This window comes from Kosakonia sp. ML.JS2a (genome assembly GCF_025642095.1).
In the GTDB taxonomy this organism is placed as follows: domain Bacteria; phylum Pseudomonadota; class Gammaproteobacteria; order Enterobacterales; family Enterobacteriaceae.
This window is the reverse complement of sequence record NZ_CP106755.1, coordinates 15,165-32,845: the sequence shown is the minus strand read 5'-3', so window position 1 is coordinate 32,845 and position 17,681 is coordinate 15,165. Positions and strand designations below refer to the sequence as shown.

The 17,681-nt window shown below is 54.7% G+C and carries 21 protein-coding genes; all 21 read left to right on the top strand.

Annotated elements, in window-relative coordinates; genetic code table 11:
• Positions 1–6 precede the first annotated feature (6 nt).
• Positions 7–585 carry a type IV conjugative transfer system lipoprotein TraV gene (gene traV / locus N7922_RS24805; protein ID WP_263101058.1) on the top strand — a complete coding sequence of 193 codons (579 nt, stop codon included), beginning with the start codon at positions 7–9 and terminating at the stop codon, positions 583–585.
• A gap of 193 nt (positions 586–778) precedes the next feature.
• Positions 779–1,021 carry a hypothetical protein gene (locus N7922_RS24800; RefSeq protein ID WP_263101057.1) on the top strand — a complete coding sequence of 81 codons (243 nt, stop codon included), beginning with the start codon at positions 779–781 and terminating at the stop codon, positions 1,019–1,021.
• Positions 1,014–3,668 (top strand): type IV secretion system protein TraC, encoded by a 2,655-nt coding sequence (traC, locus tag N7922_RS24795; protein ID WP_263101056.1) that lies wholly within the window; start codon positions 1,014–1,016, stop codon positions 3,666–3,668. Before N7922_RS24800 ends, traC begins: the two co-directional genes overlap by 8 nt.
• Entirely contained in the window at positions 3,665–4,081 is a 417-nt protein-coding gene (gene trbI / locus N7922_RS24790) for a type-F conjugative transfer system protein TrbI (RefSeq protein ID WP_263101055.1), read from the top strand. Before traC ends, trbI begins: the two co-directional genes overlap by 4 nt.
• Entirely contained in the window at positions 4,078–4,713 is a 636-nt protein-coding gene (gene traW, locus N7922_RS24785) for a type-F conjugative transfer system protein TraW (RefSeq protein WP_263101054.1), read from the top strand. The genes trbI and traW overlap by 4 nt, the downstream gene beginning before the upstream one ends.
• Positions 4,710–4,961: a hypothetical protein gene (locus tag N7922_RS24780; protein ID WP_263101053.1), complete on the top strand. Its 252-nt coding sequence runs from the start codon at positions 4,710–4,712 to the stop codon at positions 4,959–4,961. Before traW ends, N7922_RS24780 begins: the two co-directional genes overlap by 4 nt.
• Positions 4,958–6,187, top strand: a complete 1,230-nt coding sequence (locus tag N7922_RS24775; RefSeq protein ID WP_263101052.1) for a hypothetical protein — start codon at positions 4,958–4,960, stop codon at positions 6,185–6,187. Before N7922_RS24780 ends, N7922_RS24775 begins: the two co-directional genes overlap by 4 nt.
• A 14-nt stretch (positions 6,188–6,201) precedes the next feature.
• A complete protein-coding gene (locus N7922_RS24770; RefSeq protein ID WP_263101051.1) occupies positions 6,202–6,417 on the top strand; it encodes a hypothetical protein in 216 nt (71 codons plus the stop codon).
• 56 nt (positions 6,418–6,473) lie between these two features.
• Entirely contained in the window at positions 6,474–6,821 is a 348-nt protein-coding gene (locus N7922_RS24765) for a hypothetical protein (RefSeq protein WP_263101050.1), read from the top strand.
• 23 nt (positions 6,822–6,844) lie between these two features.
• On the top strand, positions 6,845–7,816 hold the full coding sequence (traU, locus tag N7922_RS24760) for a conjugal transfer pilus assembly protein TraU (protein ID WP_411554308.1): 972 nt from the start codon (positions 6,845–6,847) through the stop codon (positions 7,814–7,816).
• 9 nt (positions 7,817–7,825) lie between these two features.
• Positions 7,826–8,437: a type-F conjugative transfer system pilin assembly protein TrbC gene (gene trbC, locus N7922_RS24755; RefSeq protein WP_263101048.1), complete on the top strand. Its 612-nt coding sequence runs from the start codon at positions 7,826–7,828 to the stop codon at positions 8,435–8,437.
• On the top strand, positions 8,434–10,281 hold the full coding sequence (gene traN / locus N7922_RS24750; RefSeq protein WP_263101047.1) for a type-F conjugative transfer system mating-pair stabilization protein TraN: 1,848 nt from the start codon (positions 8,434–8,436) through the stop codon (positions 10,279–10,281). Before trbC ends, traN begins: the two co-directional genes overlap by 4 nt.
• Positions 10,281–11,063, top strand: a complete 783-nt coding sequence (gene traF, locus N7922_RS24745) for a type-F conjugative transfer system pilin assembly protein TraF (protein WP_263101087.1) — start codon at positions 10,281–10,283, stop codon at positions 11,061–11,063. The genes traN and traF overlap by 1 nt, the downstream gene beginning before the upstream one ends.
• A gap of 9 nt (positions 11,064–11,072) precedes the next feature.
• Positions 11,073–11,246 carry a hypothetical protein gene (locus N7922_RS24740; protein WP_263101046.1) on the top strand — a complete coding sequence of 58 codons (174 nt, stop codon included), beginning with the start codon at positions 11,073–11,075 and terminating at the stop codon, positions 11,244–11,246.
• 11 nt (positions 11,247–11,257) lie between these two features.
• Positions 11,258–11,476: a hypothetical protein gene (locus tag N7922_RS24735; RefSeq protein WP_263101045.1), complete on the top strand. Its 219-nt coding sequence runs from the start codon at positions 11,258–11,260 to the stop codon at positions 11,474–11,476.
• The gene (gene trbB / locus N7922_RS24730; protein ID WP_263101044.1) at positions 11,466–12,068 is read left to right on the top strand and encodes an F-type conjugal transfer protein TrbB; all 603 of its coding nucleotides are present in this window, start codon (positions 11,466–11,468) and stop codon (positions 12,066–12,068) included. The genes N7922_RS24735 and trbB overlap by 11 nt, the downstream gene beginning before the upstream one ends.
• Positions 12,069–12,085: 17 nt before the next feature.
• Positions 12,086–12,352, top strand: a complete 267-nt coding sequence (locus N7922_RS24725) for a hypothetical protein (RefSeq protein WP_263101043.1) — start codon at positions 12,086–12,088, stop codon at positions 12,350–12,352.
• On the top strand, positions 12,349–12,753 hold the full coding sequence (locus tag N7922_RS24720) for a hypothetical protein (protein WP_263101042.1): 405 nt from the start codon (positions 12,349–12,351) through the stop codon (positions 12,751–12,753). The genes N7922_RS24725 and N7922_RS24720 overlap by 4 nt, the downstream gene beginning before the upstream one ends.
• A complete protein-coding gene (gene traH, locus N7922_RS24715) occupies positions 12,746–14,110 on the top strand; it encodes a conjugal transfer pilus assembly protein TraH (RefSeq protein WP_263101041.1) in 1,365 nt (454 codons plus the stop codon). Before N7922_RS24720 ends, traH begins: the two co-directional genes overlap by 8 nt.
• The gene (gene traG / locus N7922_RS24710) at positions 14,110–17,109 is read left to right on the top strand and encodes a conjugal transfer mating-pair stabilization protein TraG (protein WP_263101040.1); all 3,000 of its coding nucleotides are present in this window, start codon (positions 14,110–14,112) and stop codon (positions 17,107–17,109) included. Before traH ends, traG begins: the two co-directional genes overlap by 1 nt.
• A 4-nt stretch (positions 17,110–17,113) precedes the next feature.
• Positions 17,114–17,650 carry a hypothetical protein gene (locus N7922_RS24705; RefSeq protein WP_263101039.1) on the top strand — a complete coding sequence of 179 codons (537 nt, stop codon included), beginning with the start codon at positions 17,114–17,116 and terminating at the stop codon, positions 17,648–17,650.
• Positions 17,651–17,681 lie beyond the last annotated feature (31 nt).

Sequence of the window (17,681 nt, the reverse complement as noted above, 5' to 3'; positions counted from 1 at the left end):
ACATCCATGTATAAATTACTGGGTGCCGCACTGCTGTGCGGCGCGCTGACCGGCTGCGCCGGTATGAACTCAGATTTCGACTGTAATGCCACCGCCACTGATAAATGCCTGACCACGGCCGAAGCCAATAAACTGGCCGCTCAGGGCAAAAGCATCGACGATGTCGGCACTGAAAAAGACGTAAAAAAGCCTGCGGGTGAAACCCTGCCGGCACTGCGTAACACAGCGCCGGTTGTCAGTGCTTCCCGCCCCGTCTCTGTCGCAGCAACCGGAACGACCCCGAAGACAATTGCCCCGCGACCGATCGTGGCCTCGCCGACACCGTCTGCATCCACCCGCAGTTCTCTGACCGGTCAGACGCTGTCGCACCCGATAACACCCCATACCTATGTTTCACCTGCCAGCTCCCTGAGTGATGCAGGCCGGGTGACCGCCCGGCGTATTCCGGATGCCACACAGCGCCTGTGGATTGCGCCGTGGGTGGATACCGACGACAACTTCCATCAACCCGCTGTCGTGGAATTTGTGAAAAACAAATCTCACTGGGACGAAGGCTTTCGCGTTATCGGGGAGGACGGAGAATGAAATTCAGGTCTGGTGAAGATGTAGTGGTCCGGCAGACACTGGCGGATTTCCCCGCGCAGGTCGTGGAGGTTTTTGCGGGCAAACCCGTGCCGGGTAAGCCTCTCCCTCCTGACAATATGCTCACAGACGCTGAAAAGGCGGGACCGTGTCTCCCGGAAACAAAAAGCGAGGGTCTTTCCGTGGAGCCGAAAAAATGATGAAAGCACAACGCCGTAAAACGCCACAACGCGAACCCCTTAACTGGCAGGGCGGGTGTCGTTTTTCAGAGGAAAACCCGGATGAACTGAGCAGCCTGCTGGAAGATACGCTGGGCCATCTGCGGGCTGACCTCCTGGAAGCCCGGACCGATCCGGATTTGAGTCATGCACAGCGCCTTGAACTGATTGGTGATATTGCGACGCGTCTGCAGACAAGGGGGAGACAGAGTCATGTCTGAATTTCTCGACAGCATTGTCGGCATGCTTGAAAAGGGCAGAAACAAGGATGGCTCAGCCACTGCCAGGGCAAATCTGCAGCAGACCTGGGATTATCCGTCCCTGACAGCCGCGCTGCCGTGGCGCTACTACGATGAAGCGAATGATCTCTTTATCAACGAAGGGACTGCCGGTTTTATTGTGGAAGCCGCCCCCCTGTCAGGCGCGAACGAGCAGGTGGTGGCTGCGCTGGACGATATGTTGCGCAAAAAGCTGCCCCGCAAAACGCCCGTCAGCGTCATGATGGTGGCCAGTAAGTGCGTGGGACAAAGCATTGCCCGCGGCGTCAGTACCGATATGTGGAAAGGGCCGATGGCCGACCGTCTGAACAGTATCACGCGGGCTTTCTGGGAAAAGTCAGCACTGGAAGGGCTGGCCAACAAGCGGGATTATCCGCTGTATCTGCGTAACTACCGGGTCTTCATCATTTTCGGTAAAAAAGCCCGCCATTTCTCCACCAAACTGCTGGATGAACTCAAACAGATCCGTAACACCATTCGTGTGTCACTGGAGGCGGCCCGTATTGATTCCATCAATACCACGGCAAACGCCTTTCTCTCCCTGATGCGCGAACTCGTTAACTACCGTACAGCGCAGGTGATGCCGGCAAGTAATGAATGGAACGATACTGAGCAGCTCAACCAGCAGGTGGTGGATCAGGGTATCGATATTAAAGTCTGTCCCTCCTATATCCGCGTGGAACTGCCGGAGAGCGTGACTGAAAAAACCGTCGGTAAACCTGACAGCGGCGGAGACGACACCCCGGCACAAACGAAAACCACCCGGATACCGGCGTCGTCATGCCGTGTGGTGAACATGCAGCTCACCAAAAACCCGACCCGTTTTGCGCTCTGGCAGGGGGCTGACAACCTGCAGAACCTGCGTTTCCCGGACCTTGGTATTCCCTGCCCGTTTATGCTGACCTGGACGGTGGAGCTGGAGGAACAGACAAAGAGCCAGGGTGAGGCGCTGCGCAAAAATATGGACCTCAGTAAAAAGGCGAATTCCGCGTATGCCCTGCTGTTCCCTGGCGTCAAACGCCAGGCGGATGAGTGGCGAAGAATGCAGATGGAGCTGGGAACCAACGAAGTTGCACTGTGCCGTTATTACTTCAATCTCACCCTGTTCACCCCGGACAGCGATGAAGAGGCTCTGTCCTGTGAACTGGCGGCCATTAACGTATTCCGTAAAAACGAGCTGGAACTGACCCGTATTCAGTACCAGCAGATGCGCAACTGGCTGGCGGCCATGCCCTTCATGATGCAGGAAGGGATGTGGGAGGATTTGCGGGCTACCGGCGCCACGCTGCGTGCCAAGAGCTGGAATGCCGCCAACCTGATGCCGGTGGTGGGCGAGCGCCACCTGTCGCAACGCGGGATGCCCCTGCCCACTTACCGTAACCAGACCGCCTTCTTTGATATGTTCGATGAGTCAAACGGCAGCACCAACTTCAACATTGCTGTGACGGGGACATCCGGGGCCGGGAAGTCATTTCTGACACAGGGTATCCTGCGCGATGTCCTGAACGCCGGCGGCTTTGGCTATGTTATCGATATGGGTGACAGCTATAAAAACTACTGTCTGCAGGCCGGGGGGGTCTATCTTGACGGTGCGCAGCTGCGGTTCAATCCGTTTGCCAACGTCAGGGATATCAACGTGTCGGCAGAGGGCATCGTGCGGCTTCTGACCGTGCTTGCCAGCCCACAGGAACCGCTGGATGCCGTCTGTGAAGCTATCCTGCTCAATGCGGTCATCGATGCCTGGGAACGCAAACAGCAACGCGCCCGCATCGATGATGTGTATAGCTATCTCATCAGCGAAACCGTGAACAAAGAGTATGAAGGCAAGCCCGGCATTATTAACCGCCTGGCGGAACTGGCTCTGCTGCTGGAAGCATACTGCACCAACGGTGCTTATGGAGAATACTTCAACGCCGACGAACCGACACTGGACGGCGACACACGGTTTGCGGTGCTGGAACTGCTCAGCCTGGAAAACAAACCCAAACTGCTCAGCGCCATCCTGTTCTCGCTCATTCTGGCGATTCAGGAAAAGATGTACCACAGCCCGCGCAGCCTCAAAAAAGTGGCCATTATCGACGAAGCCTGGCGTCTGCTCAGCGGCTCCAATCCGCACGCAGCGAGGTTTATCGAGACCGGTTACCGAACCGTGCGTCGTCACCGGGGTGGGTTCATTACCATCACACAGGGCATCAAGGACTTTACGGCCAGCAAGGAAGCCGAAGCAGCCTGGAACAACAGCTCCACCAAAATCACTCTTCTGCAGGACGCAAAAGCGTTCAAACAGTATCTGACCGAGTATCCGGACCAGTTCAGCGAAGTGGAGAAGGAGGTCATCAAATACTTCCAGCCCGCGCTGGATACCGGTTACAGCTCATTGCTGATAACAACCGGCGAGCGCAGTTCCTTCCACCGTCTGTTCGTCGATCCGGTCACGCGGGCCATGTTCAGTTCGCGTGGGGAGGATTTTGCCTACATGCAGGAGGCGCAGAAGAACGGGGCCAGTCCGGAAGAAGCCGCTTACCGGCTGGCACAGATCAAATACGGTCAGGAACTTGCGGAGCTTGAAGAATGGGCGAATGCAGCATGAATGAACACAACGAAAAAAACGCTGAAGGGGAGGTTGTAGCGGAGGCGTTGTCTCAGCCCGGCTGGCTGGCGTCGGTCCGCTGGCGGTTAGTTGTCTGCATGCTCGTGTCGCAGATGATCATGACCGGCATCAGCTGGATTGCCCTTAAAGCCGGCACACCGGAGGTGGTGACCTTCGACATGAAGGGCACGTGGGATATTTTTATGCAGCAGTCGGCACAGCAGAAACTGGATGAAGCCAGGGCGAAATCACTCGTTACACGGTTCAACCAGGCCATGACCGACAGCCTGACTGCCTGGCAGAAGAAGCATAACGCCGTCATTCTGGTGCAGCCTGCGGTCGTCAGCGTGCAGCAGGACATTACCATCGATATCCGCAACGACATTGCCGCGCGGATGCAGGAGGGCAAATGAGATTTTCCCGCAGACTGGCGGCAGTGGTCATCATGACGCTGTCCACCAGTGCCGGGGCGAAAGACCTTGGCACCTGGGGGAATGTTTTTGAACCGGCAGAGCAGGACATGCTGGTCTTTATCCGGAACCGCCTGAAATCGATGGAGCAGAGCGGGGAGATGGATAAACTCAAAAACGAGGCCATTGAGCGCGTGAAACGAAACGCGGTCAGGCCGCCCCCGGTGGCGGGACTTTCCCCCGCCGTGACCTACCGCAGTTTTCCTTATGACCCGACCTTTACCGTGAATGAAACCCTCACTGACATGCGCGGCAATATCATTGCCCGCAAGGGTGATCAGGTGAACCCGCTGGACCGTGTGCCTTACAACCAGACGCTGTTCTTCATCGATGGCGACAACCGCGAGGAAGTGGCCTGGATGAAGAAACAACTGGGCAGCGCAGTGGATTTCAAAATCATTCTGGTGAAGGGAAACATCAAAGAGACCAGCGATGCGCTTGATGAACGCATTTACTTCGACCAGGCCGGTGTGCTGACAACGAAATTCGGTTTTGAACACACCCCGGTACGCATTACCCGTGATGACCGGAAGCTGAAAGTCGAAGAAATTCCTGTAGACGGAGCCAGAAAATGACCAACACAGCAGTAAGCGAAACATCGTCCCGGATGAGGCACTGCAAACCGCAACGGGTGAGCGGCAATCAACTGAAAGAAATCTACCCGGAGCTGGATGGCTGGGCCAGCCCGCTCGTCACCAAAGCCTTTGTCGGCTGGCAGCGTGCCACCGGCGCAACGGTGGAGGAGCCTGAAAAACGAGATGAGCGCTTCCCGGCCTTTCTGAGGGATGTGATGCTGGAAAAACATCGGGAGAGCCGCGCATGAATCAGCTTTCAGTCTCCGCCACAGATGACGTCATTAATTCTTTTGGGGTTATGACAGCGGTTTTGTCCTTTTGCGTCTTTATCATCCTGCCCGCCTTATTTTTTATACTTTCCAGTAAGAAAGAAAAATTAAGTGGGCTTGGAGTGAATTTAACAGCGTGCATCATAGCTGGCTGGCTTCTGTGCTACGGCATTGCCGCTCAGTTTTTTGATAAGACGGTCATCCACTCTTTATCGTTATTCCATCTTGGCATGATGGCCTTACTGATCACTGTAATTTACCTGTGGCTGAAACGCAGGTCCGGGAAAAGTATGGAAGGGTGCTATGGCATGCCGGTTGATGAACGGCCGGACGAAAAACTGACAGACATGACGACTGCCATGTATCTCTGGCAGCAGAGCGGCATCAGTTGCACGCTCAGGATGCTGGAAAGCCTGGAGACGTCCCTTAAACGCGCAGGCTACGGACTGACCCGTGAGAAGGTGGGGCCTGATGAGTATGTACCGGGTGTCGGGGACATGAATCCCCATCTGCGTGACCAGGTGATTACAGACCTGATCCGTGCGCGGGAACATTTCTGGGCACCACAACAGTCGGACGAAGAGGTGGCGGCGGCCGTCAGACTGGCACTGACGTCAGGACACGGACAATGGATCCTGGATGACGTCATCAGCAACCTGAAAAAAAGAGGTTTCTGGCTCAGAAAAATAACATCAGGTCATACGCCTGCCGCGTATCCCCTGAAACAGGTGATTATCGATCTCGAAGCCGAACCTGATACAGCCTTTTCAGATATCGCGTATGCCCTTAACCGTCTTGAAAAATGTGTCCCTTTTGTCGGGGATAATGGTTTGGAGAAGGGCGGATTTGGCCAGGGCGGAGTGTCAGGTGATGCGTCAGCACCGGTACGTTACAGTATTCAGTGCCGCACCTGTGAAGAGCCCCCCGGCTTCTTCCCTGAAAGAGGCGGATTCGCAATACCGCCTCTTCTTTCCGGCATGAAAGTGGCCACAAAGGATAAAACCGGCACGGTCATTCGCATCCTTCTGCAGGGCAGGCACGAAACATCGACGGATGCGCTGACCGGGCTGTTGCAGGATGCGGTCTTTAAAATTGTCTGCGGAGCCAGGGAACATGCGGATATTGACGGGGATGTTGGTTATGCCTTTTATGTGCATGACCCTGTCATTCCGGTTAACTCCGCATCATCGATAACCCACCCGTAAATAAGGCATACCCTATGCAAAAAGACCCTGACCTGAGCGGGGCTGAAAAGAGGCATATCTCTTCGGTCAGACACAGCCCCGATTCTGACGCGCAGTTAAAAACAATCCTGAGTGAAAACCCGCTCTATAACACCTCTGTCGTGATCCGTGGTGCCATCCTGGCGTTGTTCACCTGTGACAAAACGCAGCGTGAAGAATTTATCCGTATCTCTGCCAGAACGGATCCCTGAGCATATTCCGCCCTCCCGCCGACCGGTGGCCGTGGCAAATCATACCGAGGCTAAATATGAATACTCCCGCATCTGTCGGGCCGGTACCGGTTGTCCGTACCCGTGACGGTTACTGGTGTCACCCGGTGCTTTCCCGCTTTTATGCTGACCGCGACTACATCCGGGCTGATGAATATCAGGCCTGGCTCGCTGAACACCGCCTTGAAGACTGTCTGGTTTACCTGGACGAGGACGAAGACTCCGCCGCAGCACGCGACTACGCTGCAAATGGCGGATTTAGCGGCTGGGAACCTCCGCTGCCTGATGGCGAAGGCTGGTTTATCGGGGCCATCTTTGACGGGGAGGATTACGGCCCTTCCTGTATCTGGCTGCGCCGCCGGGAGGTGTCATGCGGCGATCGCTGAGACGGCTGTTGTTCCTGCTCTGCATGGTGTCCGGGGCCGCGCTGCTGCCCCTTTCCTCCGCGCAGGCGGCGGGAAGTAACGCAGGGGATGGCCGCTGGGTGAATCCCATCTCCGATGTCTGCTGGAAGTGCCTGTTTCCCATGAGTCTTGGCAGCATCAAACTGGCATCCGGGCCGCAGCCGGACACCACCAACCCGTCCATGCCGATTCAGATTTGCTCTTACGGCGTGCTCTACCGGATTGGTCTGGCGATTGGCTATTGGGAACCCACGGCGATGACGGATGTGACCCGTGAACCGGGTGTGATGGTCAACATGGGGGGCTTTAAAATCGACCTTGGCCGGACGGGCACCGGAACGGCGGGGCAGAGCGACCGGCCCGCTGCCGGTGCGTTCTATCACGTCCACTGGTACAAATACCCTCTTATCTCCTGGCTCAATATCATGGTCAGCGCCGGGTGTTTCCAGGGCGGTGACATGGATATCGCTTATCTCTCCGAAGTCGACCCGCTGTGGAATGACAGCACGCTCTCGATGCTGATCAACCCGGAGGCTGCACTGTTCGGCAACCTTATCGCACAGGCCGCCTGTGCGGCGGATGCCGTGTCCAGCACTGCCGGTTATCCGCTGGCTCCTCTTTTCTGGTGTGCCGGCAGTCAGGGGTCGATGTATCCCTTCACCGGGTATACCAGCGGAGAATTCTCACCGCTGGAGTCCTCCCTGCTGGTCAGTGAGCGTATGGCCTTCAAGCTGCACCGCGAAGGTCTGGTGATGAATACCGTCGGCGCGGATTATGCCGTCTGTTACCAGTACCCTTCGCCAATCGTCCCGAAAGAACGCTGGCGCTATCAGATGGTGAATATGTACCCCGAAACAACCAGTTGTCACGCGTTCGGGGCCAGTACCCAGACATGGGGCACACCCCATAATTCCCCGCAGTCGAAGAAAAACTTCGGCTGGCTGCTGTGGCGCAAACGTAACTGCGTTTATACGTGAGGTCCTCCAATGAAAAATGTCGTTATCCGGGCACTGCTCGCCAGTGGCCTGGCTTGTTGCCTGTCTGCAGCCTGCGCCAGCGAACCTTCCGCTGTGTCTGCCCGTGACAGGGAATGGATGAAACAGCAGCAGTCTGACCTGCAGGCGTTTAAGGAGAGTCTGCAGAATCAGTCTGTATCGCTGCCGCCTGCGCAGCAGGATCTGGTTTCCCGGCTGCAGCAGGGCATTGCGGCTGAACAACCGGACGGCGAAAAGAAAACCTTCCCGGCCATCTACTTTGTCAGCCTGGGGCTACCCCGCGAGGGGTTGCTTCCCATGCTGCAGGATGCGAACCGCTTTGGTATTCCGGCGACCATCCGGGGGCTGGTGAATAACGATCTGCGCCAGACCGCAAATCTGATGTTTGAACTGTCGAAAGAGGACAAAAATACCGGGGTGCAGGTCGACCCCACCCTTTTCAGTGACTATCACATCAGCGCAGTGCCCGCCCTGGTGGTCAACTGTCCGGGACATTCTGATGTGATCCGGGGCAGTCTGCCTTTGCAGCAGGCGCTGGAAAAAGTGGCTGAGAAGGGCGACTGTGCAGCCACGGCATGCCAGTTGCTGAAGGGGGCCAGATGAAAAACCTGTTATTGCTGGTCGCATTGTTTATTTCCGGGGCGGCGCAGGCGGATGCAAACAGCGATGCGTTTAATGCCGGCGCGGGCTTTGGTAAGGGCAATTCGTCACAGGGCACGTCATCGCTCAGCAATCCGGGCGCGGTGACCGGCAGCATTCCCGGCTATACCAGCAACCCGGCAGAATCCGGGTTTTACAATGGCGTAACCGGCGGTGACGGCGGACTGAGTGATAAAGGGCAGGCGGCACTGCAGGGCAGCACCGCCGGTCAGGCTGTTATCGATGCGGGAACAAAAAACCCGGCACCGGTTATCGACCCGAACGCACCATTTATCACGACAGGTAAGGCAGCCGAAAGCACGGCAGGCAGTGTCCTTGACGGAACCAGTACGCAGTGCACCACGACCTCTGTCTCAAAGTCCACGTTTGAAAATTTCACCTGCAGTGCCGATGTGGCGGTACAGAAAACCTGTACACGTGATACTCAGATAACCGGGCATTATGAGAACCGGACCGTGCAGAAAGTTATCAACGTTGATGCCAGCCAGTTTGTGTTTTCCCTGCAACCGAATATCCGGATTGACTGGGCATTTCCGCTACCCGCAGGAGCACAAATGCTGTCGGGAATCCTTACGGTCACCCAGACGGGCAGTAACATGACGAATTACACAAGCACGTTGTTTTATCCGGGGGGGCAGTACACGCTCAATCCTAAAAGTGGTGTGACGGTCGCGATGGGCGTTGGTGGGCAGAACGTCCCGGCAGATGGTTATCTGCGCGGCTACTGGACGAATAAGTACTCGAATACATACCTGAATCAAATCTGGAATTATTTAACCGACAGAATATGGATAACGATGTCGGCGACCGTCACGATTGTTTCCACAGAACAGGTCTGGGTGGCATCCACATCAACGCCATCGGAATGCCCGTCAGGTCCCGGTGGAAAACTGACCGGTTCTGTCTGCACAATCGGCGCAGGGGACAGAACAACCGTCGTCAATGGGGTGCCGCAGACGGTTCACAGTGACTGCTGGCAGTACACTGACACCTATCTTGTCAGTGAGGATACGACCGGGACCTGCGCGTCGTTGATCAGCAATCCGGCCTGCACAAAGTCCGCAGAAACCTGTTCTGAATATGTCGGAAGCGACTGTTCGCACAAAGATTATACGTATCAGTGTCAGAAAGTGTTCTCCTCCTCCGGGCTGGTCTGTGGTGGCCAGTATTTCTGCCAGACGGGGGACTGCAGCGATACCGACGGTGCCGGCGACAGTGGGTTTGATACTGCCGTGGCCAAACTGGCTGGTCTCGCATCCGCCGGTGACGACGTGGTTAACGACCAGATCAACATCAAAGCGTTCACCGGTGAGGCCATGAGCTGCCGGAAAGCCTTTGCCGGCTTTTCCAACTGCTGCAAGGATTCCGGCTGGGGTGCTGACGCCGGACTGGCAAACTGCAACAGCAACGAGATGGCACTGGGCAAGGCAAAAGCGAAAAAGGTCACGGTGAGTGTCGGAGAGCGCTGCGATCACCAGGTTCTGGGGGCATGCATCCAGAAGAGTCAGGTTTACTGTGTATTCGGCGGCAAACTGGCGCGCATTATTCAGGAGCAGGGACGTCGGGACCAGCTGGGCATCGGCTTTGGTAGCGGTGACAACCCGGACTGCAGCGGTATCACCGTACCGCAGCTGCAGGGGATCAACTTCGACCTCATTAACTTCTCTGACTTTTACGAAGATCTGATAAATAACCAGAAAATCCCGGACTCTGCGGTGATGGTGAAGCAGGTCAAGGACCGCATTGCCGCGCAGGTTCAGCAGCAACAGAGCGGGGCGGCGAAATGATGAAACGGCTCTTTCCGCTACTGATGCTGTTCCTGGTTCTTCCGGCAATGGGGGAAGACATTGTCACCCCGACAGCGCCGTTTACCGGCTGGTCCTGGTATAACGAACCCAAAAAAAGCCCTGAACCTCCTGCCACACCTCCGCCACAGCCCGCACAACCCACCGTGCCGGATCTGAGCAAAATGACGGCGGTGGAGCAGGCGAAGGTGCTGCGGCAGTACACAATGGAGGCGCTTAACCGGGCCATTCTCTACCCGACACGGCAAAACACGGCAACGTACCTGAAGTGGCAGAAATTCTGGACTGACCGCAGCTCGATGTTCAGCCAGTCGTTTGCGGCCGCACAGCTGACGCACCCTGAGCTGGATTACAACCTGGAATATCCGCACTACAACAGCACCGCGCCACTGATACAGGGACGTGATCAGCAGCAGCGGCAGCAGGCGATTGCTGAGCTGGGTCAGCAGTACGGCATGTTCTACTTCTACCGGGGCAGTGACCCCATCGACAGTCAGATGGCCGGTGTGGTGGCGGATTTTGCGAAGAACAATCACCTGTCATTAATCCCGGTCTCCGTCGACGGTCAGGTGGCGCCGGCACTGCCGGACACCCGCCCGGACAGTGGCCAGACGCAGGCGATGCGCATCACGCATTTTCCTGCACTGTTTCTGGTTGACCCGCGTAACCGCAATTTTCAGCCGCTGGTCTACGGCTTCATGACCCAGGATGACCTGGCAAAACGCTTCCTTAACGTCTCCACCGGCTTTAAACCCAATTTCTGAGGACTTCCTATGACTACCATCAGTACCTGGCGCGCACTGCGCTCGTTGCGGCGTGCCGCCTGGTTCAGCCTTGTCACCGCGCCGGCAATCGCTCTCTTTACCACCTTTGTTTTGTTCTCCTTCAATCACTCTCTCGCGGGGACGTTTCTGGATGAGGCCCGCAATCTGGTTAAGGCAGGATAAGGAATGAAATCATGAAATCATTATCTGAGATTGTCGGCATCTTTATGCTGGGCATGCTGCTTAAGTGCCTGAGTGACATCATCGGAGCCTATCCGAATATGGCCCAGCAGATGGTCCTCTGGATCAGTTATGTTCTTCTGGCCATCTCCGCCGCGCTGTTAGCCATTAACCGGTGGGCCGAATGGCGTCACCGCCGTGCCAGCGGACCGGAGGTGCACCATGAAGATTAAGCTCCTATGCGGTTTGCTGGTTCTTGTCCCGGTGCTGGCTTTTGCCGGCGCACGGGAAGACATTGCGGCCATTGATGCGGCTAAAGCGTCCCGGCATGTGACGCAGGAAAACACATCAAAACCGGCCAGCGTCCGGCCACTGAGCCTGATGCAGCTGCCTGACGGACGTCAGGCTGATATGGCCGATTATGCGGTGGTGGTGTTTATGCAGTCTCACTGTCAGTACAGCGCTAAATTTGACCCGGACCTCAAACGCTGGGCTGATGAGCACAGCATCCATGTTTACCCCTACACACTCGACGGGGGTGGGGATGCGTCCTTTCCGGTGCCGTTGATACCGCGAAAAACCGACCCCGCGTCGCCGCTGGCGGATGAAATCATGACCTTCTTTGGTAACGGACTGCCAATCGCCACCCCCACGGCGTTTATGGTCAATGTCCATACCCTCAAAGCGTATCCGCTCACCCAGGGCGTGATGGACATTGCCACCCTCGAAAACCGCTACGCCAGCCTGATACTGGCTGATATGGACCAGGTCGATCCCCGGACGCTTCCCCCGTTGCCGGCAAACGCCCAGGTTACGCCTCAGTAATACAGACGGACTACAAAATGACTACATCCATGTATGCGTTAACGCGTTCCGAACGGGCGTGTCTGCTCTTTGCTGTGGCGTTCCTTGTCTCAGCAACTGTTTATGGTCTCTTTGCCAGCCGCGTGGTACGCGCAATGCGAGGGGAGGTCGTTGTCACCATTCTTCAGGACTGTCCGGTCCTGGTAATGATTTCGTTAAGTGCAGGTTTTATCAGTACAGCACTGGGGCATTACGCTATCCGTCAGTGCTTCCAGACTGAGCCTGACAGGGAGGAGGTACTGTGAAAAAGAGAATTCTGAACGGGTTTAAAAAGGGTTTTACCGGTATCGACACAGGCTGGTTGTCCGTCCGTGAGTACATAAAAAAATGGTGTATTGCCTCATTTCTGGTGCTGGTCACGTTGCTTGTGACCGATCACGAATACGTTAATTCAGCCTGCCAGTTAATGCAGGCGAACATCACCGGCGACCCGTCACTGACCAGCAGCGAACGCTTTGCCCTGGGGGCATTACTGCATTACCCCTCGTTCATTTTCAGGGCCTTTGAATGTGGTGCTTATATTGTTTTCAGCCTGACTCTTGTCAGCATTTTCATATTTGACAACCTCAGTCACCGTGTGATGAAAGCGAAACAAAAAGCACCGGAGTCCGGGACTGCCTCAACACCGGAGGTTCCCGATGTTTAAACCTCTGCTGACGGCTGTTCTTGTGTTTATGGGCGGTGTGGCGGCGATGCCGGCGAACGCCGACGTGAACAGTGACCTGAATGGCTTCTTTGGTAGCCTGGGCTACAGCGGAAACGTCACTCAGGCACAGGCCTGGCAGGGGCAGGCCGCCGGTTACTTTACCGGTGGCTCTGTCTACCTGCGCAACCCGGTTAAAAATGTGCAGCTTATCTCGATGCAGGTCCCTTCACTCAATGCCGGCTGCGGGGGTATCGACGCGTATCTTGGCGCGTTCTCGATGATCAGCGGGGCGGAAATTCAGCGCTTCGTTAAGCAAATCATGAGTAACGCAGAGGGCTATGCTTTTGACCTTGCGTTACAGACGATGGTCCCTGAGCTGAAGCAGGCGAAGGACTTCCTGCAGAAACTCGCCAGTGACATCAATTCCAGCAATATGAGTTCGTGTCAGGCCGCGCAGGGTATCATCGGCGGGTTATGGCCGGTGACGCAGGTGTCCCAGCAAAAAATCTGTCAGGACATCGCCGGCGAAAACAATATGTTTTCGGACTGGGCCGCTTCCCGTCAGGGCTGTACGGTCGGCGGTCAGAGCGACAGCGTGACCAGCCGCGCCAACGCCAGCCAGAAAGACCAGGTGCTTAAAAACAAAAACCTGATCTGGGATGCGCTGAGTCGCAACCACCTTTTTGACAGTAACCGCCAGCTCAAGGAACTGGTGATGAGTGCGGTCGGCTCGATCATCTTCAACAACAACGGTCAGGTCACCATTCTGACCCCCCTGGTTGATAACCGGGACCTGGTGAAAGTGCTGATGCGTGGCGGTACGGCGAAAGTCTATGGCTGCGATGAAGACTCACTCTGCCTGGCACCGGTGGTGACGGATATCACCATCACGGAAGGAAATGGCCTGGTGAATCTGGTGAAAAACCTGATGCTCTCCATGCAGTCAAAACTGGTCGATGACAGTCCGCTGACTGACCAGGAAAAAGGCTTTGTGAACACCACGTCCGTACCGGTCCTCAAATACCTGACTAACGCACAGAGCATGGGGCAGAGCGCAACGTACCTGATTCAGGTGAGCGATTTTATTGCGCAGGATTTGATGATCCAGTACCTCCAGGAACTGGTGAAACAGGCCTCTCTCTCGATGGCCGGAAAGAACTGGCCGGAAGAGGCCGCCTCTAAACTGCGGGACAACGTCATCCATGCTCAGGGCCTGCTGGCCGACATGAAATTGCAGTCGGCCGCTGACCAGAACGCGCTGGATGGTATCGATCGCAATATGCAGTACCTGCAGCAGCAGGTCTCCACCATCGTTTCCGGCTCATACCAGAGCAACTATCACTGGAGGGATTTCTGATGCTTGAAGTCTATACGATATACGGCGGCGGCATGTGGAAATCCGCCTTTGACGCCGTGGTCGGCATTCTGGGTACCAGCACATGGAGCACACTGCTCCGTATTGCCGGCACGTTTTCCGTGCTCGGCATAGTGGCATCCTTTATAAAAAGCCGTAACCCGATGGCGTTTGTGCACTGGCTGGCCATCTTCATGCTGCTGACGTCGGTGCTGATTGTGCCCAAACGTTCCGTGCAGATAATAGATTTATCTGACCCCGCCGCCGTGTGGGTGACAGATAATGTTCCGGTAGGTCTGGGGTTGATCGCCTCACAGACAACCAGTATCGGTTATCATCTCGCTGAGCTGTATGACTATTTGATGGCACGGCCGGATTCGGTGACCTACACCAAAACCGGCATGCTGTTTGGTTCGCAGATTGTGGCGGAAAGCAGTGATATACGCACACAGAATCCGGAGCTGGCACAGATGTTACCGGACTATGTGGAAAACTGTGTTATCGGGGATATTCTGCTGAACCATAAATACACGGTGAATGATCTCCTCAACACCACCGACCCGCTGGGGCTGATAACCAGTAACCCCAGCCCGCTGCGCGGTATTTTCCGCACAACGAGCACCGCGCGCGAATTTATCACCTGCCAGCAGGCCGCCTCACAGATTCAGACACTGGCCGGGCAGGACAGCCAGCTTAACAGTCCGACGTTTACCTGGCTGACCCAGAAGATTTTTGGCAACAGGATGAACGGGGCGACACTGCTGGCGAACTCGATGGGGGAAAGCTACGGGTTTTTCTATTCAGGCGGCATGAGTGCTGCACAGATTATGAAAAACAACGTCACCAACAGTGCGATAAAGCAGGGCATCAGAGGCTTTGCGGCGCGATCGTCGGATACAGCCAACCTGCTGAATCTGGCCACCGAAAGTGCGGCAACCAAACAACGTCTTAGCTGGGCTGCGGGTAATGCGCTGGCCACACGACAGTTACCATTCCTGCAGTCCCTGATGATGCTTATCCTGGTCTGCCTGTTCCCGCTGGTCATCGCGCTGGCGGCGGCAAACCACTCCATCTTCGGGCTGAACACCCTTAAACTCTATATTGGCGGCTTTCTCTATTTCCAGATGTGGCCAGTGATGTTCGCAATACTTAACTATGCGGCGACGTTCTGGCTGCAGACAAAAACGGGAGGAACCCCCCTGGTGCTGTCCAACCAGGACACCGTGGCGCTCCAGCATTCAGATGCAGCGAACCTGGCGGGTTACTGTGCGCTGTCCATTCCGGTGCTGTCCTTCATCCTGACGAAAGGGGCAGCCACGATTGGCTCTCAGGTTGCAGGAAGTGTCCTCAGCAGTATGGCGTTCGGCTCAGCCGGCGTGGCGTCAACCACTGCCGATGGCAACTGGTCGTTCAATAACATGTCGATGGACAATGTTAACCAGAACAAAATGGACACGAATATGGTGCAGCGTCTGGGGCAGCAGACCTGGCAGACTGATAACGGCTCAACGCACACCATGACGGCCAGTGGTATGAACGTGATCGACAGTTCCGGTGCAATGTCTAATCTGCCGGTCAACATGCGGCTCAGTCAGCTGGCCAGCAGCGGATTCCAGGAACAGGCGCGGTTGTCGCAGGTACAGGCACAGTCGTCACTGGATGGCTACAACCACAGCGTTACCAGCGGCTGGTCACAGTTGCAGCAGGTGGCTCACCAGTCAGGCAGCAGTGACAGTCTCAGCAACAGCACAGACAACAGCCAGGCCACAAACGCCACGCTGGGTGCCAGCAAAATGCTGTCTGCAGCCGAAAGTTATGCGAAAGCAAACAACATCTCTACTCAGGAAGCTTATAACGAGCTTATGAGCAAAAGTAATCAAGGAAGTGTTGGTGTTGGGGCAAAAGTTTATGGAGGCGCTGGGGTGAATCTTGGCGTATTGAAAGCTGGCGCTGAAGTGAATTTAAATGGTGATATGCGGCATAGTTCTTCTGAATCACATGGCATTCAAGAAACAAATGCGAGTGGGCAGGACTATAAAAAAGGAGCCAATAGTCAGGCTGTTAATGACTTTAAAGAAGGTATGGACATGGTCATCAGTAGCCGTGTCACAGATTCTGGTAATCATACTGACAACGCTTCAACCAGTAACACAGAGCAGTTTGCAGCAACGCTTAACGATGCGAAAAGCCAGTACCATCAGTTCACAACCAGCTCAACCAAAAGCGATGAGTTCAGCAGAATGGCTTCGCTTGCACAGAACCAGAGTGCCAGCCTTGATACTAATTACACTCAGGAGTTTGTGGACTGGGCCTCGCAGAAATATGGCGATAAAGCCCAGGGGATACTCACCAGTGCACCGACTGCGCGGGAAGCTGCGATGGAATTTGTGGAAGAACGTCTCAAGCCGCAGATTATGGGCGATTATCAGCAGGGCCGCAGTGATCTGAAAACGGGAGCCTCGCATGATGCGTTTAACAATGCTGATAGCAGAGTGATGCCGTCTGTTGGGCAGTCTTCCACTGGTGAAAGTTATACCGGAAATTCCGTAGTGACGAACCAGACCTCTCCAGGGGACTCAGCACAGCGTCATCATGAGCAGGGAATTCATTCTCAAACTGTCACGGGGAGTGAAAGGCCGGTCAGGTCTGAGGAAAGGCTCCGGAACAGTATGGATGATGATTATCAAAGGAACCGGGAGCAGTTGCATTCACCACAACACGCCCCGTTCGCAGACCAGGAAAATGTTGCAGCCAGGGTCGCAGCACAAAGATCTGCTAATGAGCAAAATATCAACAAATCTGCTGGGGAAATTGACAGAAATCGATCCACTGTTCAGGCATCCAGTGATAATATTAAGGATGAGCAAGATAATGCTCGAGGCAGGTTTGAATTAGGGCACAAAAAAGAACAGTATGAGCAGTCAAATACGCTTAATCCCTACAATGAACTTGATGGGAAAAAACTGAAATCTGACATTGAGAAAATGAGTAAGCAAGGGTGATAAAATGAAAACTACCACTTGTTGTTCGATGATAGCCACTCCAATCATTATTTCATTTTTTTATTTTGGAGGGTTGGAGCTATTAGCTGGGGATAAGGCCTTGGCTAAAGGGATGGTTTTAAGTTTTATTGCCGATGTGTTTTGTTTAATCGCAATGTCAGCATATCTTTTTAAAAGGCGCCGTTTGTCTGAAGAAGATGAAAAAAAGATTATCTTTTTACTCAGAATCTCCGGGTGCGTAACACTGGTCATTTTACTAAGTGTTACTGCTGTGTTTTATACTGAGACGTCTTTTTTGATTGAACTAGGTGCAGGTTTTATTAGTCTTGCTTCGTTTTCGAATCTATTTTTCCTCCTTAAAAATATGGGAGGGAATATGAATATTAGTTCAACAAAATTTCATGGCTTAGAACCGAATAATCTAAACTTTGACGATTCACAACCTCTTGTTAACCCAGCAAATGGTTTGCCCATGATCGGTGGGGTGTCGGGAATGGATGTAGAAGGTAATTCTTGGGGTACAAATTATAACGAACGCTAAGAATACATGTTTTAAATGTCGAACAATGTAA